The organism is Aeromonas sp. 603079, from assembly GCF_049172135.1.
GTDB lineage: Bacteria > Pseudomonadota > Gammaproteobacteria > Enterobacterales > Aeromonadaceae > Aeromonas > Aeromonas veronii.
This window is the reverse complement of sequence record NZ_JAAKPX010000002.1, coordinates 174,339-199,746: the sequence shown is the minus strand read 5'-3', so window position 1 is coordinate 199,746 and position 25,408 is coordinate 174,339. Positions and strand designations below refer to the sequence as shown.

At 60.4% G+C, this 25,408-nt stretch carries 21 protein-coding genes; 14 read left to right on the top strand and 7 right to left on the bottom strand.

The genetic code is table 11. The features are described from left to right. Nucleotides 1–136: 136 nt before the first annotated feature. Nucleotides 137–1,792, top strand: a complete 1,656-nt coding sequence (locus tag G5287_RS02055) for a methyl-accepting chemotaxis protein (protein ID WP_064339754.1) — start codon at nt 137–139, stop codon at nt 1,790–1,792. Between the two features lie 123 nt (nt 1,793–1,915). Here the strand turns inward: G5287_RS02055 and G5287_RS02050 are convergent, their stop codons facing one another. Next, on the bottom strand, nt 1,916–3,646 hold the full coding sequence (locus G5287_RS02050) for a formate--tetrahydrofolate ligase (protein ID WP_421230711.1): 1,731 nt from the start codon (nt 3,644–3,646) through the stop codon (nt 1,916–1,918). Between the two features lie 67 nt (nt 3,647–3,713). Here G5287_RS02050 and G5287_RS02045 point away from each other — a divergent pair, with 67 nt between their 5' ends. Then, the gene (locus tag G5287_RS02045; RefSeq protein WP_421230710.1) at nt 3,714–4,142 is read left to right on the top strand and encodes a hypothetical protein; all 429 of its coding nucleotides are present in this window, start codon (nt 3,714–3,716) and stop codon (nt 4,140–4,142) included. 55 nt (nt 4,143–4,197) lie between these two features. Here G5287_RS02045 and G5287_RS02040 read toward each other — a convergent pair whose 3' ends face one another. Beyond that, on the bottom strand, nt 4,198–5,100 hold the full coding sequence (locus tag G5287_RS02040) for a LysR family transcriptional regulator (RefSeq protein WP_421230709.1): 903 nt from the start codon (nt 5,098–5,100) through the stop codon (nt 4,198–4,200). A gap of 109 nt (nt 5,101–5,209) precedes the next feature. Here G5287_RS02040 and G5287_RS02035 point away from each other — a divergent pair, with 109 nt between their 5' ends. From G5287_RS02035 to G5287_RS02020, 4 genes are all read left to right on the top strand, one after another. Then, on the top strand, nt 5,210–5,770 hold the full coding sequence (locus G5287_RS02035) for a YceI family protein (RefSeq protein ID WP_005334411.1): 561 nt from the start codon (nt 5,210–5,212) through the stop codon (nt 5,768–5,770). After that, the gene (locus tag G5287_RS02030; RefSeq protein ID WP_421230708.1) at nt 5,770–6,507 is read left to right on the top strand and encodes a hypothetical protein; all 738 of its coding nucleotides are present in this window, start codon (nt 5,770–5,772) and stop codon (nt 6,505–6,507) included. The genes G5287_RS02035 and G5287_RS02030 overlap by 1 nt, the downstream gene beginning before the upstream one ends. 182 nt (nt 6,508–6,689) lie before the next feature. Then, complete coding sequence (locus G5287_RS02025; protein WP_005361782.1) at nt 6,690–7,814, top strand: adenosylhomocysteinase; 1,125 nt, start codon at nt 6,690–6,692, stop codon at nt 7,812–7,814. 76 nt (nt 7,815–7,890) lie between these two features. Next, nucleotides 7,891–8,199 (top strand): SelT/SelW/SelH family protein, encoded by a 309-nt coding sequence (locus G5287_RS02020; RefSeq protein ID WP_330124785.1) that lies wholly within the window; start codon nt 7,891–7,893, stop codon nt 8,197–8,199. 114 nt (nt 8,200–8,313) lie between these two features. On the opposite strand, the gene G5287_RS02015 is transcribed toward G5287_RS02020, so the two are convergent. Then, nucleotides 8,314–10,023, bottom strand: coding sequence for a lysophospholipid acyltransferase family protein (locus G5287_RS02015; protein ID WP_421230707.1), 1,710 nt, complete (start codon nt 10,021–10,023; stop codon nt 8,314–8,316). Between the two features lie 202 nt (nt 10,024–10,225). Continuing rightward, a complete protein-coding gene (gene pepT, locus G5287_RS02010) occupies nt 10,226–11,449 on the bottom strand; it encodes a peptidase T (protein ID WP_421230706.1) in 1,224 nt (407 codons plus the stop codon). A 1,014-nt stretch (nt 11,450–12,463) separates the two neighbouring features. Here pepT and speA point away from each other — a divergent pair. Together speA and G5287_RS02000 are read left to right on the top strand one after the other, a co-directional pair. After that, nucleotides 12,464–14,365, top strand: a complete 1,902-nt coding sequence (gene speA / locus G5287_RS02005) for a biosynthetic arginine decarboxylase (protein ID WP_005344160.1) — start codon at nt 12,464–12,466, stop codon at nt 14,363–14,365. A gap of 271 nt (nt 14,366–14,636) precedes the next feature. After that, complete coding sequence (locus G5287_RS02000; RefSeq protein WP_005334402.1) at nt 14,637–14,825, top strand: hypothetical protein; 189 nt, start codon at nt 14,637–14,639, stop codon at nt 14,823–14,825. Nucleotides 14,826–14,905: 80 nt separating this feature from the next. On the opposite strand, the gene G5287_RS01995 is transcribed toward G5287_RS02000, so the two are convergent. From G5287_RS01995 to G5287_RS01985, 3 genes are all read right to left on the bottom strand, one after another. Continuing rightward, nucleotides 14,906–15,193, bottom strand: a complete 288-nt coding sequence (locus G5287_RS01995; RefSeq protein WP_421230705.1) for a hypothetical protein — start codon at nt 15,191–15,193, stop codon at nt 14,906–14,908. A gap of 268 nt (nt 15,194–15,461) precedes the next feature. After that, nucleotides 15,462–17,468 carry a methyl-accepting chemotaxis protein gene (locus tag G5287_RS01990; protein WP_421230704.1) on the bottom strand — a complete coding sequence of 669 codons (2,007 nt, stop codon included), beginning with the start codon at nt 17,466–17,468 and terminating at the stop codon, nt 15,462–15,464. A 192-nt stretch (nt 17,469–17,660) separates the two neighbouring features. Beyond that, nucleotides 17,661–18,956, bottom strand: coding sequence for an amino acid permease (locus G5287_RS01985; RefSeq protein ID WP_021229327.1), 1,296 nt, complete (start codon nt 18,954–18,956; stop codon nt 17,661–17,663). A 251-nt stretch (nt 18,957–19,207) separates the two neighbouring features. Here G5287_RS01985 and G5287_RS01980 point away from each other — a divergent pair, with 251 nt between their 5' ends. From G5287_RS01980 to G5287_RS01955, 6 genes are all read left to right on the top strand, one after another. After that, complete coding sequence (locus tag G5287_RS01980) at nt 19,208–19,591, top strand: Rid family detoxifying hydrolase (RefSeq protein WP_005344164.1); 384 nt, start codon at nt 19,208–19,210, stop codon at nt 19,589–19,591. A gap of 22 nt (nt 19,592–19,613) precedes the next feature. Further along, on the top strand, nt 19,614–20,903 hold the full coding sequence (locus G5287_RS01975) for a serine dehydratase subunit alpha family protein (protein ID WP_421230703.1): 1,290 nt from the start codon (nt 19,614–19,616) through the stop codon (nt 20,901–20,903). A 64-nt stretch (nt 20,904–20,967) separates the two neighbouring features. After that, nucleotides 20,968–21,621, top strand: a complete 654-nt coding sequence (locus G5287_RS01970; RefSeq protein WP_005334376.1) for a helix-turn-helix transcriptional regulator — start codon at nt 20,968–20,970, stop codon at nt 21,619–21,621. Nucleotides 21,622–21,777: 156 nt separating this feature from the next. Beyond that, on the top strand, nt 21,778–22,365 hold the full coding sequence (locus G5287_RS01965; RefSeq protein ID WP_421230702.1) for a histidine phosphatase family protein: 588 nt from the start codon (nt 21,778–21,780) through the stop codon (nt 22,363–22,365). Nucleotides 22,366–22,515: 150 nt separating this feature from the next. Further along, nucleotides 22,516–23,709: an enoyl-ACP reductase FabV gene (gene fabV, locus G5287_RS01960; RefSeq protein WP_005361765.1), complete on the top strand. Its 1,194-nt coding sequence runs from the start codon at nt 22,516–22,518 to the stop codon at nt 23,707–23,709. Between the two features lie 162 nt (nt 23,710–23,871). After that, a complete protein-coding gene (locus G5287_RS01955) occupies nt 23,872–25,347 on the top strand; it encodes a YfcC family protein (RefSeq protein ID WP_421230701.1) in 1,476 nt (491 codons plus the stop codon). Nucleotides 25,348–25,408: the final 61 nt, after the last annotated feature.

Below are 25,408 nucleotides of genomic sequence, written 5' to 3'. Positions count from 1 at the left end.
CTCGCTGCCCCTCATGGAATTCAGAGATATTCATCAAGGTTGGATGGTGCGCCACTGAACAGGTGGCCAGATAGTTCATGCCAGGAGGGCGTGAACCGGACGAGTGCTACGAATTTAACGACCACCAGGATATCCCATGAATACCAGTACCATGACCATAGGTAAAAAACTCACCGCCGGCTTTGCCGTGCTCGGTTTGATGGTCGCCTTTATCGGCGGTTTTGCCCTTGTCCAGTTTGGCAACATGAATGATGTTGCCATCCGGTTTACCGACAGCATCTTGCCAGCGGTCAATCGCACCAGCGCGATCGGGGATTCTCTCGGTGAGCTGCGTCGTTATGAGCTGGGTTATTTCGTGGTGGCCGCCGAGCCGCTGAAAAGGGCTGAATATCGGAATATTGCCAGTCAACAGCTTAACTCGATCGCGCAGCAGCTGATTGCCCATGACAAGACGATCTGGCCTGAGGATGTGGCGGAGCGCCGTACCTTCGATACGGTGAAATCTGACTGGGATCGTTACGTCGCCCTGCACCAGCGAGTCAAACAGCTGCAAGACAGCGATCAGCTTGCCGAAGCCCAACGCATCTTCCTTGAGGAGGGGGTTCCCCTTTACACCGCGCTGAGCAAGTCAGTGGCCTCCCTTATCCAGATTAACCATGGTTATGCGTCTGAATCCCGCAGCGACATTGTCGACTCTTATCAATCTGCCAATCTGAGTGTCACCATCGCGCTGGTGATCGGCCTGATCCTTGTGGTGGTGCTCTCCGTGGTACTGACCCGCCAAATTCGCGACCCGCTGATCATGCTGGCCCGTCAGGCCCAGCGTATTGCCAATGGCGATCTGGGTCAGGGCGAACTGCAGCAGTGGATCCGTGACAGCCGCTTCAACCGCGATGAACTGGGTCAGCTGGGCTCCGCCATCAACCGGATGCAGGGCTCCCTCTCCGATCTGGTGAGCGAGATCGCCGGCTCCGTGAGCCAACTCAGCAGCGCAGTGGAGGAGGTGAGCGCCATCTCCAGCCAGTCTGCCAGCGGCATGGCCATCCAGCAGAACGAAGTCTCCCAGGTGGCGACAGCCATGAACGAGATGCAGTCCACCGTCAATGAAGTGGCCCGCAACACCACGGATGCCATGAGCGCCGCCAAGGATGCCTCCCGCACCTCTGCTGCCGGCAGCGAAGTGGTACGCAGCTCCATCGCCAGCATCGAAGAGGTGTCGGTCAAGATTGAGCAGGCTGGCACAGTAGTGCAGCAGCTGGAGGCCGACAGCGCCAACATCAGCGTGGTGCTGGATGTGATCCGCGATATCGCCGGTCAGACCAACCTGCTGGCCCTTAACGCTGCCATCGAAGCGGCCCGTGCCGGTGAGCAGGGTCGTGGTTTTGCGGTCGTTGCGGATGAAGTGCGTTCATTGGCCCAGCGTACCCAGGACTCCACCGCCGAGATCAGCAAGATGATCGAGCTGTTGCAGAGCCGCGCCGCCGAGGCGGGCAACGCCATGCAACTGAGTCGTCACCAGATGCAGGAGAGTGTCGGTCTGGCGCGGGATGCCGGTACCAGTATCGAGACCATCAACGGTGCCGTGGTGCGCATCACCGACATGAACACCCTGATCGCCACCGCCACCGAAGAGCAGAACGCGGTGACCGAAGAGCTCAACCGCAGCATCGTCAACATTCACAATGCCGCTGACGAGAATGCCCAGGGCGCTCATCAGATCGCCCAGGCTTGCGTCGAGCTGAGCAAGCTGGCCAACACCCTGCACCATATGACCCAGCGCTTCACCCTCTAAGGGTTGATGCATGGATAACAGAAGGCCCCGCAATTGGCGGGGCCTTGTTGTTTCTGGCTGGTTTGTTGAGCGTAGGGTCGATTAGCGAAGCGTAATCGGCCGACGCCAGCCCCTCACTGACCTTTAGCTAAGTCCAATGATCTCGCCATCTTCATCAATATCGATATGGCGATAGGCAGGCAGACTGCCCAGCCCCGGCATGGTCATGATGGGGCCCGCCAGCGCATAGACGAACCCGGCACCGGCGCAGAGCTTCACCTCGTCGATGGGCACCTCGAAATCGGTCGGCACCCCTTTGAGGGCTGGGTCGTGGCTGATGGAGAGCGGCGTCTTGGCCACGCAGATGGGCAAGTGATCCCACCCTTCGGCGGAGAGCTGGGCCAGCTGCTGACGGGCTTTGTCGGAGAGCTGCACTCCGCGGCCGCCGTAGCCGCACTCCACCAGGGTCGTCAGTTTGGCATCGAGGCTCGCCTCGTCGGGGTAGAGCAGTTTCACCTTACCTGGTTGCTCGCAGGCGGACACCACGGCGCGGGCCAGCTCGCTGGCACCGGCACCACCCTGGGTGAAGGCGTTGGAGATGGCCGCGCCACAGGCACCGGCTTGCTGCGCTTCATGGGCCAGCAGCGCCAGTTCGGCCTCGCTGTCGGTGGGGAAGCGGTTGATGGCGACCACCACCGGCACCCCGTAGCGGCGGGCGTTCCGGATATGCCAGGCGAGGTTGGCGCAGCCCTGCTTGAGGGTCGGCAGATCTTCCCCTTGCAGGCTGGCTGGCAGCGGCTGGCCCGGGCGGATATCGAGCAGGCCGCTGTTGGCCTTGAGGCCGCGCACCGTGGCCACCAGAACCACGCAGGCGGGGGTAATACCGGATTGGCGGCTCTTGATGTTGAAGAATTTCTCCAGCCCCATGTCGGAGCCAAAACCTGCCTCGGTCACCACATAGTCGGTCAGGCCAAGGGCGATACGATCGGCGATCACCGAGGAGTTGCCGTGGGCGATGTTGGCAAAGGGGCCGGCGTGCACCAGCACCGGCGTCTGCTCGGTGGTCTGCATCAGGGTCGGCTGCAGCGCATCCTTGAGCAGCACCGTCATGGCGCCCGCTACTTCCAACTGTTCGGCGGTGATGGGCTTGCCGTGAATATCGCGGGCCAGCTGGATGCGGCCGATGCGCTGGCGCAGGTCTTTCAGATCGCTTGCCAGCGCCAGAATGGCCATCAGCTCGGAGGCGGCGGTGATGACGAAGCGATCGCTGCGCTCTACACCATCGGCTGCGCCGCCCTGACCTATGGTGAGGTGGCGCAGGGCGCGGTCATTCATGTCGAGGGTGCGCGGCCAGAGGATGTTATCGGCATCGATATCGAGCCGTGGCAGGCCGGTTTTGGCGGTGAACTGGTCGCCGAGTTTGCGCTCATGGAACAGGCGGGCATCGAGGGCTGCCGCCGCCAGATTGTGGGCCGCCGTCAGGGCGTGAAAATCGCCGGTAAGGTGGAGGTTCATCTCCTCCATCGGCACAACCTGAGCGTGGCCGCCACCGGCAGCGCCCCCCTTGACCCCGAATACCGGGCCGAGGCTCGGCTGGCGGATAGTGGCGATGCTGGGCTGGCCGACATGGTTGAGCCCCATGGAGAGGCCAAGGGTGGTCACCGTCTTCCCTTCACCGAGCGGGGTAGGGGTGATGGCGCTCACCAGTACCAGCTTGCCGCGCTGTTTGGGCTGAGACGTGAGCAGGTCGAGGCTGAGCTTGCCTTTGTAGTGCCCATGAGGGCTGAGCAGGTGCTGGGGGATGGCGAGGCGTTCGGCCAGCGCGTGGATTGAGAGACGGGGGGACTGGCGGGAGATCTCGATATCGCTTAGCATCAGCACCTCGTTGGCATATCGGGGTAAAATATGCGGCGCAGTCTAGTGGAATATAACGGGTAATCCAATGACGAAAACGATTTTATTTGGTGAGGGTGAGGTTAGTCAGAATCCTGTTCGGCTGGATCTCAACGCACTCTATCATCCTCCCAAGCAGCCGATGACGGCGCTGGGGATTGTCAGCGCGCTGGTGCCGTTGTTCGGTTTCGGCTGGCAGGCGATGACCCAGGACCCCGAAACCCAGCTGCGCCACGAGATCCGCAAACGGGTCAACAAGCACAAGACCGACGAGGCAAACCTCATTTTGATCCTGCAGCTGGCCGCCATGTTTGACTGCCCCGAGATTGAAGTGGTGCTCCCCTATGCCCTCGGTGAGCCGCAGTTGTCAGTTGTCCGCACCCGTTTGCCGCGCTGGCAGTTAAGCCTCGAGCAGGAGCGTCTGCTAGCCAAGCTCACCCCTGTTGCCGCATCCACCACCGCAACCGACCAGCGTTAGGTTTCAAGCCGGACCAGCAGGCCGGACAGTCAGGCCGTATCCTCTGCTCTGGCAATCATGCCGGTTTATCCCACTGCTGCGGGGCGAGATAGCGCTCCTGCACGAACTCGATAAAGCAGCGCACCTTGGCCGAGACGAAGCGGCGGTGCGGATAGACCGCATAAAGTCCCACCTCTCCCTTCTCCCACTCCGGCAGCAGGCTGACCAGCTGTCCTGATCGCAGGGCCTCCCCCACGATAAAGGTGGGCTGCAATATGATGCCCTGATCATCACAAGCGGCGCGGGTCAGCGCCACCCCGTTGTTGGCCCGCAGCGGCCCCTGTGGCCGGATGCTCTGCTGCTCGCTTCCCCGTTTGAAGTGCCACTCCGGCTGGGTCAGGGTGTAGATCAGACAGTCGTGCTGTTTGAGATCCTCGGGTTTTTCCGGTCTGCCCTTGCGTGCCAGATAGGCGGGGCTGGCGCAAAGCTCGACCCGAATGGTGGCAAGCTGGCGCGCCACCAGCGAGGAGTCGCTGAGGTGGCCGATCCGCAGCGCCAGATCGAACCCCTCTTCCACTAGCGCGACCCGCCGGTCGCTGTACTCGATATCGAGTTTGAGATCGGGAAAGCGCTGGCGAAACAGCGGCAGGGCGGGGGAGAGGTGCAGATAGCCAAAATCCATCGGCACCGAGAGCTTGAGGGTACCGTTCGGCTGCTGGTTGTGGTGGGTCAGCTGGCTGTGGGTCTCTTCCAACTCCGCCAGCAGGGCGAGGGAGCGCTGGTAGTAGAACTGGCCCGCTTCGGTGGGATTGACCTGACGGGTGGTGCGCGACAGCAGCCGGGTGGCGAGGGACTCCTCCAGCTGCTGCATTAGCTTGGAGGCCATGGCGACCGAGATGCCGAGCTGGTTGGCGGCCTTGGTAAAGCTCTGGCACTCCACCACCTTGATAAAGGTACGCATGGCGGCGATCTGGTCCATTTTCCATCCTCAGTAAATAATGAATTTAATAAATCACTGATTATTCATCTTCAGAACGAGGTTAGCATTTTAACCACTGATGTGAACCCCAAGATGAAGGAACGAACGGATGAAAATGACCAAGGCTCTGCTGGCCTCCTGCCTGTTTATGGCTACCCCTCTGATGGCGGCGGATTACGATGTGGATGCGGCGCACACCACGGTGCAGTTCAAGGTGGGTCACCTGGGCTTCTCCGAGCTGGTGGGTCGCTTCAACACCTTCAGCGGCACCTTCAGCATGGATGACGCCAACCCGGCGGCCGCCAAGGCGAGCTTTGAAGTGGATGCCGCCAGCGTCGACTCCAATCACGAGGCCCGCGACAAGCACCTGCGCAGTCCGGACTTCCTCGACGTGAAGCAGTATCCCAAGATGACCTTCGTCAGCTCCGCTTACGAGGGCACCAAGGATAAAGGCGTGCTGAAAGGGACCCTGACTCTGCATGGCGTCTCCAAGGAAGTGGCCTTCGATCTGGTCAAGATCGGTGAGGGCAAGGATCCCTGGGGCGGCTACCGCAGCGGCTTCAACGCCTCCACCACCATCAAGCGCAGTGACTTTGGCGTGAGCTACATGCTGCCCGGCATTCCGGACGAGATGAACATCAACCTGTTTGTTGAAGGCGTGCGCAAGTAATGGGCGCGGAACTTCTGCTGCAAACCCTGGCGGCTCCTCTGGGAGCCGCTTTGCTATCGTGGCGCTGGCCGCGACTGGGTTATCTGTGGGGCGCGCTGGCGCTCTGGCTGGTGGGCTCATTGCTCGGCGGTCTCTATGGTATTCCGGCCAAGGCGTGGCAGTGGCTGCCGCTGACCCTGCTGGTGCCCGCCATTGCGGCTCAGGTGAACGATCTGCGTGGCTCGCTGCTGCTCTTTGCCGTGTTCAGTGCGCTGGTGTGGTGGCAGGGATTGGCCTCGGTACTGGCGAGCGAACCCAGGATCTGGCTGGCGCTACTGCCCGCCATCCTCTGGTTTGGTTGGAGCGGTCTGCGCGGTGACAGCCGAGAAGGGCTCGGGTTTGCCCTCGGTTTTATCTGGCTGGCGCTGGTGATTGGCATCGATGGCAGTCTGCTGATTGCCCAGCTGGCCGGTGCGCTGGCCGCTTTCGCCGGTTTTCGCGCCCTGCTTGCCACCTTTGTTGGCATCAAGGTAGCCCCAGCCGGTCTGGCGCTGGCCCTCGCCTTCGTCCAGATGCTGGCCTGGCAATATGTGGAGGTGCCGCTGGTGGTGTTGCTGCCGGTCTGGTTGCTGCCGCTGCTGGAGTGGGCGTTACGTGACAAACCCTGGCCAGTGCGTTGGGGTGGGTTGATCTTGCTCGCCGCGGCGGGAACCGGGCTCAGCCTATGGTGGGTGTGGCCTGCTGCTTCTTTGTACTGATTTTTGCATGAAAAACAGGCAATTACAGTCATTTTTGCATACTCGCTCATACTCTTGGCAGATAATGATTGAGCCTCATATGTGTTTCAGATAAAAAGGATTTTCATTTTATTTGGACACACACAGAACCCGGCCGCGCCGGGTTCTGTTTGCCTGCTTTGCGGCACATAAGGAGGCCACAGTTGCGCAGTCAAGGATCTGAGCATCTGTTTTTTCGCCATTTCACCGGACAGGGACGTATCGATGGTCTCTGCATTCTGCTGGTCACTCACCTGCTTCCCGATCGCCCCCGTTTTATCGACGCTCTCGGTCAGATTGGACGGATTGGCGCCATTTTGCCCAAACCGAAATCGGTACACGGTCCGACCCTGGAGTGGGTATCCCAGCACTATCCGGTGCTGCCCCTCAACCGACGCTGGACCAATGAACCCGACAGCATCATCCAGCAGATTGCGCCGCTGGTGGCCCCCCACGAGCGGTTGCTGATCCTCGATATAGGCGGTTACTTCGCCAAAACCCAGGTGATCTTGAGTGAATACTTCGGCCCCCGTTTCCTAGGGGTGGTGGAGATGACCGAGAACGGCCACCAGCGCTATGAGCAGGAGGTGCTGGCGACCCCTGTGGTGTCGGTGGCGCGCAGTCCCCTCAAGCAGGCCGAGGATATCCAGATTGGTTTGAGCGTGGTCTACTCCGCGGAGTCGTTGGCCCGCAACCTCAACCGTACCTTCAACGTCTGCGAAGCCGTGCTGTTTGGCTATGGCAAGGTGGGGCGCAGCATCGCCCGTGACCTGCGTTGTCGCAACCTCCATCTCGGGCTGGTGGAAACAGATGTGCTGCGACAGGTCGAAGCGCTCTCTCACGGTTTTCGCTTGATCACCAAGGCTGAAGCCTTGAGCCGCGCCGAGCTGGTGATCTGCTCTACCGGCAACGGCTCGCTGGATTTGGCGGATCTGCAGGCGCTGCGCCCCGGCACCATGGTGGCCTCGGTCACCTCGGCCGACGACGAGTTTGCCTTCTCGCTGGCCCAGTTGCCGTGGCCGAGCGAAGAGGTGTGCCCCCATGTGCTGGCCCTCAACCGGCCGGATGGTACCCAGATCTACCTGCTCAACCGGGGCGAGGCGGTCAACTTCGTCCATGGCGCCGTGATTGGCGAATATGTCTATCTGGTGCTGGCGGAGATCATGGAAGGGATCCGGATGCTGGCGGCAGGCCCTCTTGCACCCGGCCTGTTCGAGCTGCCAGAATCGGCGATGCGTACCATTGCCCGCCATTGGCTGGCCGATTTTCATGGGGTTGATCAGCACTGATTTGACCAAACCGGGATCGGCCATTGGGCAGCGGTACCCCACTTCCCGCCATTGTCGTTTTTTTATGGAGTCACTCATGACCGAGTCTGAAACCCTGATCAGCAAACCCCGCATCGAGATCCGCTACTGCACCCTCTGTCGCTGGATGCTGCGCGCCGCCTGGCTGGCGCAGGAGCTGCTCTCCACCTTCGACAGCGATCTGGGGGAGGTGGCGCTGGTGCCGGCCAGCAAGGGGGAGTTCCGCATTCTGGTGGGCGGGTTGCAGGTGTGGGATCGGGTGGTCGATGACGGCTTCCCCGAGGCCAAGGAGATCAAGCAGCGGGTGCGTGACGTCATCGCCCCTGAGCGGGATCTCGGCCACTCGGATCGCAAGGCGGCCGAGTAACGCCAGATGGGCCGAGCGCCTCGAAAAGGTGCTGAGCATGAGAGCGAAAGGAGAGGGAGGCGATGGCCTCTCTCTCCTTTTTTGCCTTTGGCTGTTTGCCTGGCTCCAGCAGGGTTATAAGCGCGGCTCGGCCAGATGACTGCAGATATAGCGGGCCCGCTTGTGGGACTTGATGCGGCTCACATCGACCCACACCAGCCCATCGATGCAGTGGTTGAAGTCGGGGTCGATGCCAAAATCCATAAACTGGACGCCGCCCGGCTCGCACAGCTCGGAATACTGCTTGTAGAGGGTAGGGATGGCACAGCCCAAATTGTCGAGGCGGGCCTTGAGTGCTTTGAGGTCGGCGCCGTAATCCAACCCCTCGAACAGAGGTTGCGTCTCGGGGTAGGGACGGCGGGAGGGGGCCAGCGCCAGCTCGGGGGCAAAGTGCTGGCGGTAGAAGCTCACCAGCAGATCCTTGGCCACCGGCGGCAGGCTGCCGGAGAGCGACACCGGGCCAAATAGGTAGCGGTAGCGGGGATAGCGGGCCAGATAGGCACCGATGCCGAACCAGAGATAATCGAGCCCCCGCTTGCCCCAGTAGGCGGGCTGGATAAAGCTGCGGCCAAGCTCAATGGCCTGCTCCAACCGGGGCAGCAGCTTATCCTCAAATCCGAACAGGGTATGGCTGTAGAGACCATCCTTCCCCTTGCTGGCCAGCAGCTCGGCCACCGGGGCAAAGCGGTAGGCGCCGATAATGTCGAGTCGGGCCGGATCCCAGAGGATCAGGTGGTGATAGTCGTTGTCAAAGCCATCGAGATCCCGCCGCTTGCCAGACCCTTCCCCCACAGCGCGAAAGGCGATCTCCCGCAGTCGCCCCAGCTCGCGCAGGATCACCGAGTGACTCAGTTCATGGCGGCGGTAGAGGTAGATCCCCTGACCATCCGGGGTGGTGCCGAGCTGTTCGCAGCTTTCGATGGCCTGTTTGAGCTGGCGGCGATCCTCCGGCAGGGCGATGGGGGCCTCGGTCTGCAGCCGTCCCGCCTTGCCACGGCCAATCCGGTAGAGGTGGTTGCGCACCAGCCGCGCCGCCGTCTTGGCGGGCAGCTCATGAAAACTGCCGAGTGGAATGCGCGCTCCTATGGTCACCGGCAGGGTCTGCCCCTGCTGGCGAAACAGCTGGCGTACCAGCAACAGGGCGGAGGCGGGCTTGTTGAGCCAGGAGGCGAGATAGAACCAGAGGCTATTGCGTCCCCCCAGATGGATGGGCACCAGCGGGGTGCGGGTGCGCTGGGCCAGCTTGATAAAGCCTGCCTGCCAGGGGCCGTCTTTCACCCCCTTGAGGCCAAGCCGCGAGACTTCACCAGCGGGGAAGATCACCAGCGCCCCTTCATGGGCGAGGTGTTCGTTCATGGCGAGGATGGCCTGTCGATCGGTCTTGCCCTCCATATTGTCTACCGGCAATAGCAAAGGGCGCAGCGGCGCGAGCTGGGCCAGCAGCTGGTTGGCGACGATCTTCACATCGGGGCGGATGCGACCGAGCAGTTGCAGCAGCGCCAGTCCGTCCAGCGAGCCGATGGGGTGGTTGGCGACAAGAATGACCCGGCCGCTGGCGGGAATATGCTCCAGCTGCGCCTCGCTGACCCGATAGTCGAAATCGAGCTGGGTCAGCGCCTGCTCGACAAAGTCGAGGCCGCGCAGGTGCGGGTAGCGGGTGGCAAAGTCGGCAAAGGCACGTTCGTTGAGCAGCCAGCCCAACAGCCGCTTTAACAGCGGGGTGAGCAGGGGGTAGCCAAGCAGGCGGGGGAAGTGCTGGGTCAGCAGGGTATCGATAGTGAACATCTGGGGGGCTCCGGCGATCCGTTGCTCCCAGCATGATGTGACACTGTTCCCGCGACATGTCAGCGGGATGACAGTTTGATGGCAGCGGCAGCCAGTTGCTCCTGAGCGACCCTCCCCGGTTTCCCTTTCTTGATGGGTGATGGCCAGATAGCAAGGGGGGAGCCGGTTAACCGGCTCCCCCCTTGGTTGTCATGGTAATCGATTAACCGCGCCAGGCTGCGGTGAGGCGCACCAGCTCCACCAGGGTGGCGACCGATTTCTCCATGGATTGCAGCGGGATGAACTCGTGCTTGCCGTGGAAGTTGTGGCCACCGGTGAAGAGGTTGGGGCAGGGCAGACCCATAAAGGAGAGGCGGGCGCCATCGGTACCGCCGCGAATGGGCTTGATCTTCGGCACCACGTCGGCGGCCTCCATGGCGGCCTTGGCCAGCTTGACGATATGCATGTGCGGCTCAATCTGGCTGCGCATGTTGCGATAGCTGTCGGTCAGGGTCAGCTCGATGCGGGCCTTGGGATATTCGGCCTGCAGGGCGGCCACCCGGCTCTGCATCTCGGCCTTGCGCGCGGCGAAATGCTCGTCGTCGAAGTCACGGATGATGTAGTGCAGGGTGCTCTCTTCCACGGTACCGCTCATCTGGGCCAGATGGAAGAATCCCTCATACCCGTCGGTGCACTCCGGGGTCTGCTCGGCAGGCATGGCTGCGTGGAAGCGGGCGGCCAGGGTCTGGCTATTGATCATGTTTCCCTTTGCGGTGCCGGGGTGGACGTTGTTGCCGATAAAACGCACCGTGGCGCTGGCAGCGTTGAAGTTTTCATACTCCAGCTCGCCCAGTTCGCCGCCATCCACGGTATAGGCCCACTTGGCCGGGAATCTCTCCAGCGGGAACAGGTTGGCGCCGCGGCCGATCTCCTCATCCGGAGTAAAGCCGACCCAGATATCGCCACGTGGGATCTCGGGGTGGGCCTGCAGGTGGTCGATGGCGGTAAGGATTTCGGCAATGCCTGCCTTGTCGTCGGCGCCCAGCAGGGTGGTGCCGTCGGTGGTGATGAGATCCTGACCCAGATAGTTTTTCAGGAAGCGGTAGTCACGGATGGCGAGCACCTCGTCACCCTTGCCAAGGCAGATGTCGCCGCCCTGATAGTTTTCGATGATTTGCGGTACTACGTGCTCCGCCTCGTAGTCGGCGGTGTCCATGTGGGCAATCAGGCCGATGGCGGGGGCGTCCGGCTGGTTGCCTGGCAGGCAACCGGTGAGGTAGCCGTGCTCATCCAGAGTGACCCGGGTCAGCCCCAGCGCCTTCATCTCTTCTTGCAGGGCACGGGCAAAGATCAGCTGGCCTTCGCTGCTGGGGCAGGCTGGATTGGTCTCATCGGAGCGGGTATGAAAAGTTACGTAACGCAGAAAACGCTCAAGCAGGGTATCCATTAGTCAGCCTCTAACCGATTGTGAGCGGTCATTGTGGCCAATCCGTGCGGGGCACTCATTGCGTCAGCGCAGGTTTTTCCCATTTTTTGACGCAAGGGAAGAGCGGCGAATGTGCGGCGCGCGGGGCAACGTCCGGGAGGGAGATCGCATAAATGTGGCATTTATTGCGATATTTAGGCGCTGGCGGTGGCGGCCAAATTCCCCTCAGCGACCGCACAGCAAGGCGTCAGCCCAATCATGGCGTTTTCACACACTTTTCAAGGGGAAACCGGGCTGTCGCATAACCTGCGCCATCCCAGAGCCCGCCTGCCCGCCAGCAAGATTTGATCGACTTATTAAAAGGGGATTTTGAACACTATTTTTTATTGTCACTGCCCGCGGTAAGTGTGTACACTCCGCGCCGATCCAAGGGCAACCCTGAAGCAGGCAGAGCCGCCAGAAACCCGACCGATCATACGCCTATAGGGCGAGGCACGCAGAAACGACAGACACTGCTGGGGAATGGTTTCTTTAATACCGGTTAGGCTCCGGTATCAGGGAGAACAACAGACTCTCATCCTTCATTTGACCGAGTGGGCCAGCGGCTCATCATCTTCCCTTGTCATGGGCGGTCACTGACGGTGAGGTGGGCTGTGGTTGTTGTCGTCTATCAACACGCATGCGTGCTGGCGCCTTCGCTTCTCTTCCTTGGAACCCTCTCCTTCTGTCGGGATCGCTGCCGAATGATGAACTGACGGCGTGGCTGATGTCGTCTGTCATCAAAGTACCGCGGCGCTACGGCATAGTGGCACCGCATACCGTTGAGCTTGATGTAAAGCCACCAGCCCCACATCAAGACTCGTTACTTCCCCAAGATCCACCAGGCAGCCTCTGGCTTGCCGCGATGTGCAAAGCGTTGGTTTGGGTGGCTGCGTCTCGTGATGGCAGCGCCCGCCGTACTTTGCACTAGATGGTCTGGATGTGATTGAGGGTAACGAAGGCGACTTTGGGTCGCTCATTTGCGAGGCATAGCCCATGACTAACTGGTCCAGCAAGGACTCCTTGAAGGTCTACAACGTTCCCTACTGGGGTGCGGGTTTTTTCAATATCAATGACGCCGGTCATGTGACCGTCGCCCCCGACAAATCACGCCCTGACGCACATATCGTGCTTTCTGACGCCATCGAACAGTTGCGTCAGTCCGGGCTGACCACCCCCGTGTTGCTGCGCTTCCCCGATATTCTCAAGAGTCGGGTCGATGCGCTGTTCAACGCCTTTGGTCAGGCCATCGAGAAGTCAGGCTATGAAGGGGACTACCTCTGCGTTTACCCGATCAAGGTAAACCAGCAGCGTCGTGTCATCGAGACCATCAGCCAGTCCTACAGCGACAAGCCCCGGCTTGGCCTGGAAGCTGGTTCCAAACCGGAACTGCTGGCCGTGCTGTCCCATCACCATGAGCAAGGCTCGGTGATCGTCTGCAACGGTTACAAAGACCGCGAATATATCCGCCACGCCCTCTTGGGCAACCTGATGGGCCACAAGGTCTACATCGTGGTGGAGAAGCCCTCCGAACTGGAGATGGTGCTGGACGAGTCAGCTCGTCTCAACATCAAGCCCAACATCGGGGTGCGTGCCAAGCTCGCTTCCACCGGCTCCGGCATGTGGGAATCGAGTGGCGGCTCCATGTCCAAATTCGGTCTGTCAGCCTCCCAGATCCTGGCGCTGATCGAACGTCTGCGCGGGCTGGGCAAGCTGGATTGCCTGCAACTGCTGCACTTCCATCTGGGTTCCCAGATCGCCAATATCCGCGACATTCAGGGCGGCATCCGCGAGTGCGGCCGTTTCTACGCTGAACTGCGTCGCCTCGGTGCCAACATCGAAGTCGTGGACGTCGGTGGCGGCCTGGGCGTGGATTACGAGGGAACCCGTTCCCAGAGCCACTGCTCCGCCAACTACAGCCTCTCCGAGTACGCCAATAACGTGGTATGGGGCATCGGCGATGTCTGCCGCGAGTTCGATCTGCCGCACCCGACCATCATCAGCGAGTCTGGCCGTGCCCTGACCGCCCACCACGCCGTGCTGGTCACCAATATCATTGGTGCCGAAGGGGTGGAGATGAACGACATCAGCGCGCCGGACGAAGATGCACCCACCATTCTGCAGAACATGTGGAAAGGCTGGCTGGATCTGCGCAGCGAAGATCCCTCCCTGCTGGAGATCTTCCATGACTCGGTGGCAGATCTGGGTGACGTGAATACCCAGTACACCATGGGCCTCTTGAACCTTGAACAGCGTGCCTGGGCCGAGATGCTGCACCAAAACACCTGTCTGGCACTCAAAGAGATGCTCAACCCGGTCAACCGCAACCACCGTGCGCTGGCTGACGAGCTGAGTGAAAAGCTGGCGGACAAGTGCTTTGCCAACTTCTCCCTGTTCCAGTCCCTGCCGGATGCCTGGGGTATCGGTCAGGTATTCCCGGTGATGCCGCTGGCCGGTCTCGATCGTCCGCTTAGCCGTCGCGGTATCCTGATGGATATCACCTGTGACTCCGACGGTCAGGTCGAGCACTATGTCGACGGTCTGGGGGTCGAGAGCACCCTGCCGATGCCGGTCTACGGCGAGAACGAAGAGTGCCACGTCGGCTTCTTCCTGGTCGGTGCCTATCAGGAGATCCTCGGCGATCTGCACAACCTGTTCGGTGACACCCACTGCGCGGAAGTGTGGCTGGACGAAGAGGGCAAGATGGACATTCGCAACGTGGTGCGTGGCGACACCGTCGACCAGCTGCTGCGTTACGTCAACATCGACCCGTCCGTGATCCGCGAAAACTACCAGCGGATCGCTGCCCACCCGGCTCTGGACGATGCCACTCGCAAAGCCCTGCTCGACGAGCTGGAGCTGGGCCTGCAAGGCTACGCCTATCTGGAAGACGAATAAGCCTTCTGTTTGCCCCTCGCTTTTGAGGGAAAATCAAAAACGGCGCCTGCGGGCGCCGTTTTTGTTACCGGGGGCCATCCGGCGATATGACGGTGCGCTCGGTCCATCTTCATTTGGATAACCTATGATGGCTCGGGGCATCCGCAAGCCACAGATCTGGCAGATATCTATCCCTTTCAGCCGCTTCCATTGATCTGCATCAAGCTTGAACCTCGGTGGTTATTTTACGGTCAAGATTGATGTTGATGGAATGTAACAAAAGGATGTGCATATGGAACTGAAAAGGGACCCGAGATGCTATACCGACGTCTGTATCGACGGTAAGTGGTATCACTACGACCACTGCAGCACCAACGTCTACATGCTGATGGGGGGCGCTGCCCCGAGCCTTCAGCTGGCCTATGAGCCGAGCAGCGAAGAGGAGCTGATCGAGATGCTCCAGCAGCTGGGGCGCTTCTGACTTACCGAATTGATGTCTTGCCATATGGCCATCGGGCACGTTGCCACGATGGCCACCACTCTTCATCGCTGCAGCTTATCTCAGCGAGTTTTTTTGCCAAATAGCCCCTTGCCTAGCTCCAGCATGGCGATGGCCGCGGCGTAGCTGCTATCGGACTTGCCTATCTCATCCGCCACATAGAGAAAATTGGATTGGTACTTCTCGACGGCCTCCCGTGGAGTGGTCGCGTCAATAAAGTCCTCCTCCACCTCGAATCCTTGGGTCAGCAGTGCCGCCTTTTCACTCAGAAAGGTCGGAGATGCCATGTCGATAAAGGTGTATTGCTGCCGATTGGACGCCGGAATGGTAAAAAACTGGTATCTGGCCATGGGTGAATCCTCGCTTGAAGCGGGTGATAAATGACGTGACGCTGGTTTTAATCTGTGGCTCGCAGGCGGCTTCGTTTCCCTCGACGTCGCAGACAGTGCGTGTCGGGAATGCCGCATTTTGTTTTCGTTCGAGACTACTTTGTTGGCGTTTGCCCGGCAAGTGGGTCGCAGAGATTTTCTGGATGATCCGAACAACCGAGATATTGTGGGCAGGGGCGAGACCGGGATAATGCCGGGCTCACGTTGAGCCCGGCTTGTCAGCGCTCTGTTACAGCACGAAGCTCTGTACCATGGCGCGCAGCTGTTCGGTGAGCTGGTGGATCTGGCGGGCGGCATCGCGGGCGGCGCTGGCCACTTGCAGCGCCTCGTCACTGCCATCGGAGATGCGCACCACGTTGCGTTCGATCTCGTTGACCACTGCGCCCTGCTGCTCGATGGCGCTGGCGATGATGGCGTTGGTATCGACCATCCGATCCACCTTCTCGGTGATGGCGCCGAAAGCCTGTTTTGCCTCCTGCGCCAGCCCGACCCCCTCCTGCGCTTCATGGCTGGCCGCCGACATGGCGGTGACCGAGGCGCGGGCGCCGGATTGCAGCTGTTCAATCATCTGCTGGATCTCGACGGTAGCCCCCTGGGTGCGGTTGGCAAGAGACCGCACCTCGTCGGCCACCACCGCAAAGCCGCGACCCTGCTCACCAGCCCGGGCCGCTTCGATGGCAGCGTTGAGGGCCAGCAGGTTGGTCTGTTCGGCGATGCTGCGGATCACGCTGATGACGCCGCCAATCTGGCTGCACTGCTGTTCCAGCTGGCCTATGGTGTCGGCGGTACGCAGCACCTCGCGGTTGATATGGTCGATTGCCTTGATGGTTCGTTCCACCACATCCTCGCCCTGACCGACCACGTTCTGCGCCTCCTGGGTCATGCGGGCGGCTTGCAGGGCGTTGCCCGCCATGTCTTGTGAGGTGGCGGCCAGCTCCTTGATGGCGGTGGCGACCTGATGGGTCTCCCCTTGCTGATCGGCGATCACCTCCTGTGAGCGGCAGGTACGCGCTTCGATCTCGGTGGCGCTCTCCACCACGGTGACGCCATTTTCACGCACTCGCAGCATCAGGGTGCGCAGGGTCTCCAGGGTCACGTTGTAATCCCGGCTGATGGCGGCCAGCTCGTCCTGACCGACGATCTCGATATGCTGGCTGAGATCCTGGGCGTTGACCCGAGCGGCAATATCACGCACCCGCCCTACGGTGTCGCGCAGGGAGAGATAGGCGCCGATCATCAGGTAGAGGTAGAGCAGCAAGCTGATGGTCAGCGGCGCGGTGACCCACCAGAAGTGGCGCTGGTTGGCGGTCAGCCGCTGATGTAAGTCGGCCTCCAGCCGCTGGCGTACCTGGCCTGCCAGCGCGGTGATGGCCTCGTCCATTTTATCCCCCAGCGCTTGCACCTCCTTGGTGGAGAGCTGCACCAGCTGATCCTTCATCATCTTGTTTTCCATGGTCTCGACCCCCTGACGCACCAGCTGTATCAGAGCATCGGTCTGCTGACCCAGCTCGGCGCGGTAGGCCGGTTCCATCTGGTATAGCAGGGTCAGATCGGCCTCCAGCTCTTGCAGAGTGGCGCTGATCAGGTCAAGACGAAAACGCAGGCCGCTGTAGCCCTCGGCCTGAAACAGGCCGAAATCGGCGATGGTGGCGGCACGATCCCGCACCTGAGCCAGCAGGTCGCGCAGCTGCGGCAACCGCTCGCTGGCGAGGATCACCATGTAGTAGGTACCGAGCGCCGGATCCTGAATAAGGCTGCTGGCAGCGGTAATGTGCTTGTAGAGGTGGCGCACCTCGGTCAACAGCTTGTCGTGGCGCAGGTTGCTCTGCTCCACTTCCAGCTTGCCCGCTTCACTCTGCAGGGCGGCCCAGCCCTGCTGGATCACCTCAAAGGAGGGGTTGTTCTGGCGGGTGTCGGCAAAGGCTTGCAGGCTCTGATCAACGGCTTGTGCGGCTGCCTTGACCTGATCATCACCGACCGGATCCACTTCATAGGCATGACGGGTTACCAGATTGCGATGGGTGAGCAGGGCTTGCTCGATAGCGGGCACGGGGGCGAGATTGACCACTCCCGCCAGCTCGCGGTTGGCCTGGACGTTGTCATCCTGCAGCCGCCCCAGCAGATTGGTCATGCTGTACGCCAGTGGCAGCAGCATCAGACAGGACCAGAGCAGGAATTTGTATTTGAAGGAGAGCTGATTGCCCAGCCGGATGGCGGGGTTGAAAATCCATTTCATGTTAAGCCTCGATACCTGAGTGCGGGCGTGATTCGTGTTGCCTGAATAGTACTCCGAGCGGCCTCCCTTGGGTGATGGCCGGTTGCAAGTTGTGATCCCCTTGGCTTTTTACTTCCGGGCGGGGTGCCGTCAGCCGAGCCAATAGAAAACGGGCCACCCGAAGGTGACCCGCGGTCGATAAGGGGAAACCGATCAGTTGAACGCCAGGAAGGGCGAGACACAGAGCAGTAGGCCGGTGACGATGATGATGTAGAGGGAGGTGCCCTTGTACTTGTGCAGCGCCGGTACCTGATAGACCAGATAGGCCGGTATGAGGCAACCCACCATGCCGAAGATGGGGCTGCAGATGGAGGTGAAGCTCAGCACCGGGGCGTTGAGCACGATGGCACCCCAGGAGAGCATGACGGTGAACACCATGATCCCTTTGCCTACCAATCCTTTGTTGATGCGGTTTTCCGGCAGAACCCGGCGCAGCAGGTTCATCGCCAGACCCTGACAGGCTTCACGGAAACCGAGGTAAACGCCGAAGTAGGCGGTCATCACCGCGAAGATGTTGAGGGTGAGGCTCAGGAGCTTGAGGGTCTGGCCGGGCATCCCCTGCGCCACCATCGCCAGTGCGGAGATATTCTCCTCGGAGGCTTTGACCGCCTGATCGTGGCCCATGGCCAGGGTAAAGGAAACCGCGTAGAAGAACACCACCACAAACAGGATGCCGAAGGCGATATTCATGGCGCGCATCGCCTTGAAGCGGGCCACTTCCAGCGACTTTTCCCGCGAGCGGTAGGAGATCACCATGGGGCTCAGGCTCTGGATAAAGAGGATGGAGGTGAGGGTAAAGGGGAGCATGATGATGGCATCCTTCATCCAGTCACCGGCGGCGGGCATGGCGGTGATGTTTGCCGCATCCCACTTGTCCACCATCATCAGGCCGAGCACGGCCACCACGCTGATCTTGGTCAGCACCATAAAGGTGGAGATCTTGAACAGCAGGTTTTCGCCGCGCGAGGCCAGTGCCACCAGGCCACAGATCAGCACCAGACCGTAGAGCGGGTTTTCGGAGAGCAGGCCGTCGGTGACGCCGAAGCTCTGCAGGAAGGAGGCGCTGTCATTGGTGATGGCTGTGGAGTAGACGAAGACCCAGATCACCAGCATCACGAAGTAGAGTGCGCCGAGCAGCACACCCCAGTTCTTGCCAAGGTAGCCGGTGATGACGCTGGGGTAATCCTTGCACTCTGGCGAGGTGGCCAGGGTGTTGATAAAGAGGCGCTGGAACATGTACATGGCGGGGTAGCCGATCACCGCCGAGAGCAGAAAGACCCACAAGCCCATCAGACCCACCTGTACCGGCAGGAAGACGATCCCTGCGCCGATGGCCATGCCGATGCTCATGATGATCCAGCCCCAGTCGGTGCTGTCGAAGCGAACCGCTTCTTTCCATTCCAGCGTGCCCATCACGGGGCTGGCGAGTGTAGTGCTATGCGCGTCCATTAAAACCTTCTTTTTTGTAGGGATGTGGGAAAGCGGCGCAAATATAGTTGAATGAAACTGTCATAAACAATGCCCATAAGAGTACTTTTGTTCAAATCAGGATGGTGATCACGGTTTATATTGAGGCCGAAAGGTGCCTTTAAACGCCATTTTTGTATCTTTTTGTTGAATGGATAAAATAAAAAGCAAATAATGTTGAACGGAATGAGATTCGTGATTGCAAAAAAAATTGCACAAACAGGAGTGGCTATATGAAACGCATCATCACAGCAGCAGCGGCACCTGACGCTATCGGTCCCTACAGCCACGGCACTGCCTATGGCGACCTCATCTTTACCTCCGGTCAGTTGCCGGTCTGCAAGCAACAGGGTGGTGTGGTGGAAGGGGGGATTGCCGCCCAGACCCGCCAGTCACTGGAAAACCTGAAATCCGTGCTGGAAGCCGCTGGCGGCTCGCTGGATACCGTGCTCAAAACTACCTGCTACCTCGCCGAGATCAGCGATTTTGCCGCGTTCAACGAGGTCTATAAAGCCTATTTCCAGAAAGATTGTCCGGCGCGCAGCTGCTTCGCAGTGAAGGATCTGCCGATGGGCGTCAAGGTTGAAGTGGAAGCGATCGCCCATATCGCTCGTTAATGCTGATAAAAAGGTTCAAGTGATGAAACAAGCGTGGCAGCAGTATCTGCAGATTATTCAACAGGTTGTCAAACCAGCGCTGGGTTGTACCGAGCCAATCGCCGCCGCCTATGCCGCAGCGGTCGCCACCCGGCAACTGGGCTGTGAGCCAGGTCGCCTCGAGGTTGCAGTGTCGGACAATCTCTATAAAAACTCGATGGGTGTCTATGTGCCGGGCACCGGCAAGATCGGTCTGGCCATTGCGGCTGCGGCCGGAGCCATCGGTGGCAACGCCGATGCCGGGCTGGAGGTGCTGGCCGCGATCCAGCCAGAACAGGTGGAGCGTGCCCAGCAGCTGATCGATGCTGGCAAGGTGCAGGTGAGCCGCACCGCCGCCCCCGAGTTTATCTTCTGCCGCGTGACCGTTTATGGCACGGATGAACATGGTGAAGAGCACAGCGCCGAAGTGACCCTCTGCGGTGGTCATACCCGCATCGTCGAGCAGCGCCGCGATGGCGAGGTGACCTTCACCGCCGATCAGAGCCAGGGTGGTGCAACCGGTTCCATTTGCGATGGCGTCGATATCAGCATCGCCGCCATCTACGAGTTCGCCACTCAGGTGGAGTTCGAGCAGATCAGGTTCATCCTCAAAGCCTCGGAGCTTAACGGTAAGCTCTCCGCCGAGGGGATGAACAACCCCTATGGCCTGGAGATTGGCCGCACCATGCAGCAGAACATCAATGCCGGTCTTATCGGCGAGGATGTGATGAACCGCATCGTGATGATGACGGCGGCCGCCTCCGATGCCCGCATGGGGGGCGCGACCCTGCCAGCCATGAGCAACTTCGGCAGCGGCAACCAGGGCATTGCCGCCACCATTCCGGTGATGGTAATTGCCGAGCGCTTTGCGGCCAGCGAAGAGCAGCTGGCTCGCGCCCTCATCATGAGCCATCTGGGCGCCATCTATATCAAGTCCCACTATCCGCCGCTGTCGGCCTTCTGTGGCAATACCGTGACCAGCGCGGCCGCCTCCATGGCCATGGTCTATCTGGCGGGCGGCAGCTTCGAGCAATCCTGCTTTGCCATCCAGAACGTGCTGAGTGACAGTGCCGGCATGGTGTGCGACGGCGCGAAAGCCTCCTGCGCCATGAAGGTGAGTACCTCCTCCGGTGCGGCGGTGCGCGGCTTCCTGATGGCCCTCAACAGCCACTCGGTGTCGGGGCAGGGGATCGTCGCCGGTGACGTGGATCAGACCATCCGCAACGTCGGCCAGATGGTGAAGGAGGGTATGTCTGCCACAGACAGCACCATTATTGATATCATGTCCGCCTGATGTCCCTGTCGGTTGCTGCCCGGCGTCCATTGTCCGGCAGCAACCCTTGCAAGAAGGTCCCATTGTGAAGCTGCAAGAGTTGAGTCCGAGCGATTTTGAGATCCTCAAGTCGATGGAGAACATAGTGGACGGCATCGCCGCCATGTATGGCCAGCACACCGAAGTGCTGCTCCACAGTCTGGATGCGCGCAATCCCTCGATCGTCAAGATTGCCAACGGCCATATCACCGGCCGCAGTGTCGGCGCCCCCATCACCAACCTGGCGATGATGAAGCTCAAGAGCGGGCAGGATATCTCCAGCCCCTACATGACCAAGTGCGCCACCGGCAAGACCCTGCGCTCCATCACCACCGTGATCCGCAACGGGGAGCACAGGGCCATCGGGTTGCTCTGCATCAACAGCGACATGGATGCCCCGTTGCAATCCGTGTTGCGCACCATGATGCCGGAGTGCATGCACCCCCATGAGAGCCATGCCACCCCGGAGGTGTTCGCCCGCAACATCGACGAAGCGCTCAACAGCACTATCGACACCGTCAGTGCCGAGGTGCGTGGCAACGAGGCGGTGCCTCCGTCCCAGAAGACTCGGGTTATCGTCAACCAGCTGCACGACATGGGGATCTTCGAGTTAAAAGACAGTGCCCAGATTGCGGCGCGCCAGCTCGGGATCTCGGTCCACTCCATCTACCGCTATCTGCGGGAGATCAAGAAGGGCTGAGCCGATACACTCTGGCCAAATTGGCAGCAAACGGGTCAGCCTTGACCCGTTTTTTACGCCCGCTTTAGCCTCTCTATTTGGACCATCCTTCGGGCTCATCTGCTATCATCATCCCCCCTTGTATTTTTCTATCTCTCTGAACGTGCTGGAGAAATCATGTCTCGACTCATCTATCTGCTGCGCCACGGCCAGACCCGCTTCAATGCCGAGCAGCGTCTGCAGGGGCGCTGCAACTCCGATCTGACCGACAAGGGCGAGGTGCAAGCCATCGCCATGGGGCGGCGCCTTGCCGCCGAACTGGCGGATCCCGCCCGCTGGACCGTCTATGCCAGCCCGCTCGGTCGCGCCCGTCAGACTGCACTGCTGGTGTGCGAGCAGTTGGGGCTGACGGCGGATCGCATTGTCTGGGACGATCGCTTGATGGAGCTGGGGATGGGGGAGTGGGAGAGCTGCCAGATCCCGGCGTTGCGGCTCGCTCATCCCGAGCTCGATACCGGCAAGGGGGACTGGTATCTGCAGGCACCGGGGGCCGAGAGCTTCGAGAGCATTCAGCGCCGGGCACACCAGTGGTTGCAGGATCCCGCCATCGCCGAGCGGGCCATCGTTATCTCCCACGGCCTGCTCGGTGCCATGCTGCGTGGTGTCTATGCCGATCTCGACTATGAGGCGACCTGGTCACAGGAGTTGCCGCAAGATGCCTTCTATAAGCTGCAGGATGGCCACATCACCCGCATTGCCTGCTAATTGCCGTGAGGTGGCACCATGGCATGGACCATGATTGCCACCTTCGGATGCCCATTTTTGCCGCAGTTCAACACATCAGAGCACCTTATCGCGGCAAGATGAGGTATCTTATGCCCCGATTTCATCCATTAAACGGATCCGAGACCCCATATGATCATCAAACCCAAGGTTCGCGGCTTTATCTGCACCACCACTCATCCGGTCGGTTGTGAAGCCAATGTTCGTCGCCAGATCGCTTATACCAAGGCCAAGGGCACCATCGAGAATGGTCCCAAGAAGGTGCTGGTGATCGGCGCTTCCACCGGTTATGGCCTGGCCTCCCGGATTGCGGCTGCCTTCGGTAGCGGCGCCGCCACCCTCGGCGTCTTCTTTGAAAAAGCGGGCACCGAGTCCAAGACCGGTACCGCCGGCTGGTACAACTCTGCCGCCTTCGACAAGGCAGCCAAAGAGGCGGGCCTCTACGCCAAGAGCGTCAACGGCGATGCCTTCTCCAACGAGTGCCGCGCCAAGGTGATTGAGCTTATCAAGCAGGATCTGGGTCAAATCGATCTGGTTGTCTACTCCCTGGCCTCTCCGGTGCGCAAGATGCCGGAAACCGGCGAAGTGGTGCGCTCTGCCCTCAAACCGATCGGCGAGGTCTACACCACCACCGCCATTGATACCAACAAGGATCAGATCATCACCGCTACCGTCGAGCCGGCGAACGAGGAAGAGATCCAGAACACCATCACAGTGATGGGCGGTCAGGATTGGGAGCTGTGGATGGCTGCCCTGCGTGATGCCGGCGTGCTGGCTGACGGCGCCAAGTCCGTGGCCTACTCCTACATCGGTACCGATCTGACCTGGCCAATCTACTGGCATGGCACCCTGGGCCGCGCCAAGGAAGATCTGGACCGCGCCGCCGCCGCCATCCGTGGCGATCTGGCTGCCAAGGGCGGCACCGCTCACGTGGCCGTGCTCAAATCCGTGGTGACTCAGGCCTCTTCCGCCATTCCGGTGATGCCGCTCTATATCTCCATGGCCTTCAAAATCATGAAGGAGAAGGGCATTCACGAGGGTTGCATGGAGCAGGTAGATCGCATGATGCGCACCCGTCTCTACGCGTCCGACATGGCGCTGGACGATCAGGCTCGCATCCGCATGGATGACTGGGAACTGCGTGAAGATGTGCAGCAGACCTGCCGCGACCTGTGGCCATCTATCACCAGCGAGAATCTTTCCGAGCTGACTGACTACACCGGCTACAAGCAGGAGTTCCTGCGCCTGTTCGGTTTCGGTCTGGATGAGGTCGATTACGATGCGGATGTAAATCCGGATGTGAAATTCGACGTGGTCGAGCTCTGAGTCTGACTCAAGTGAAAACGGGGCCCCGCGGGGCCCTGTTTTTTTGGCAAACATTCCGCTAATTTGCGGAATTTTATTATCAGCGATCACCTTTTTCCCATATCAAACCCGCTAGTCTTGCGCTGATCGGATCACAGACGGCATTGCCGAGGTACGGAAGCTATGACCACTCCAAACGAGGCGCCCAAGAAGCGCCAACTCCCCACAGTTTATACCCTGCTTTTTATCATCATCGCGCTGATGGCCGCCCTGACCTGGGTGCTGCCAGCGGGCAAATATGACTATGTCACCGCCAAGACCCAGCAGCCGGTTGCGGCTGCGGCCGTGGCCGATTACAGCGGCGACGAGCGGCTGTTGCCGGTGCCCGGCAGCTACACCGAGTTACCCGCCCACCCGCAGGGGGTGTTCGAGGTGCTCAAGGCCCCCATTCAGGGCTTTCACAAGGCGGCCGACGTGGCGCTGTTCGTGCTCATCATCGGTGGTTTTCTCGCGGTGACCATGCAAAGCGGTGCGCTGGATGCAGGGGTGGTGGCCATTGTGCGCGGCTTTGCCGGCCGTGAGCGGCTGCTGATCCCGGTGTTGATCGCCCTGTTTGCCCTCGGTGGCTCCACTTTCGGCATGGCGGAGGAGACGGTGGCCTTCTGGGCGCTGATCGTGCCGGTGATGATGGCGGCGGGCTTTGATCGCATGGTGGCGGCGGGGATTATCCTGCTTGGCTCCGGGGTCGGGGTGCTCGCCTCCACCGTCAACCCGTTTGCTACCGGCATCGCCTCCGGTTTTGCCGGTATCCCCATCGGTGAGGGGATTGGCCTGCGGGTCATCCAGTGGCTGCTGCTGGTGATCTTCGCCTCCTGGTTCGTGATGCGCTACGCCAAGCAGGTGCAACAGGACAAATCCCGCTCCGTGCTGGCCGACATCGTCTATGACGACGAGTTCTCCCAGATGAAGAGCGGCAACCTCGCCTTCACCGGCAAGCAGAAACTCACCATGCTGGTCTTCTTCGGCACCTTCCTGCTGATGATCTATGCGGTGGTGCCCTGGTCGGATTTGGGGATCGACGTGCTGCCCACCTTTGGCTGGTGGTTTGACGAGCTCTCGACCCTGTTCTTCAGTGCCTCCATCCTGATTGCGCTGATCAACCGGATGCCGGAGTCCAACTATGTGGCGACTTTCCTGAGCGGCGCTCGGGATCTCATCGGGGTGGCACTGGTGGTTGCGGTGGCGCGCGGCATCTATGTGGTGATGGAGCAGGGCGTCATCATCGACACTATTTTGCATTGGGCTGAAGGGCTGGTGAGCGGACTCTCCTCGTCGGTCTTCATCCTGATGGCCTATCTGGTGCACATCATCCTGAGCTTCTTCATCCCCTCCACCTCGGGGCTGGCGACCGTCTCCATGCCGCTGATGGGGCCGCTGGCGGACTTCTCCGGCATCTCCCGGGATCTGGTGATCACTGCCTATCAGTCCGCCTCCGGCTGGATCAACCTGTTTGCCCCCACCGCCGCTCATCTGGTGGCCGGTCTGGCGCTCGCCAAGATCCCCTACGATCGCTTCGTGCGTTGGGTGCTGCCCTTTATCATCGGCGTAGCCCTCATCACCATGGCGGTGCTGGTGGCCGGCGCCCTGCTGCACGGCTGATGGCACGAATTAAACCACAGATAACAAAAAGGCTCCCGCGGGAGCCTTTTTCATGAGCCTT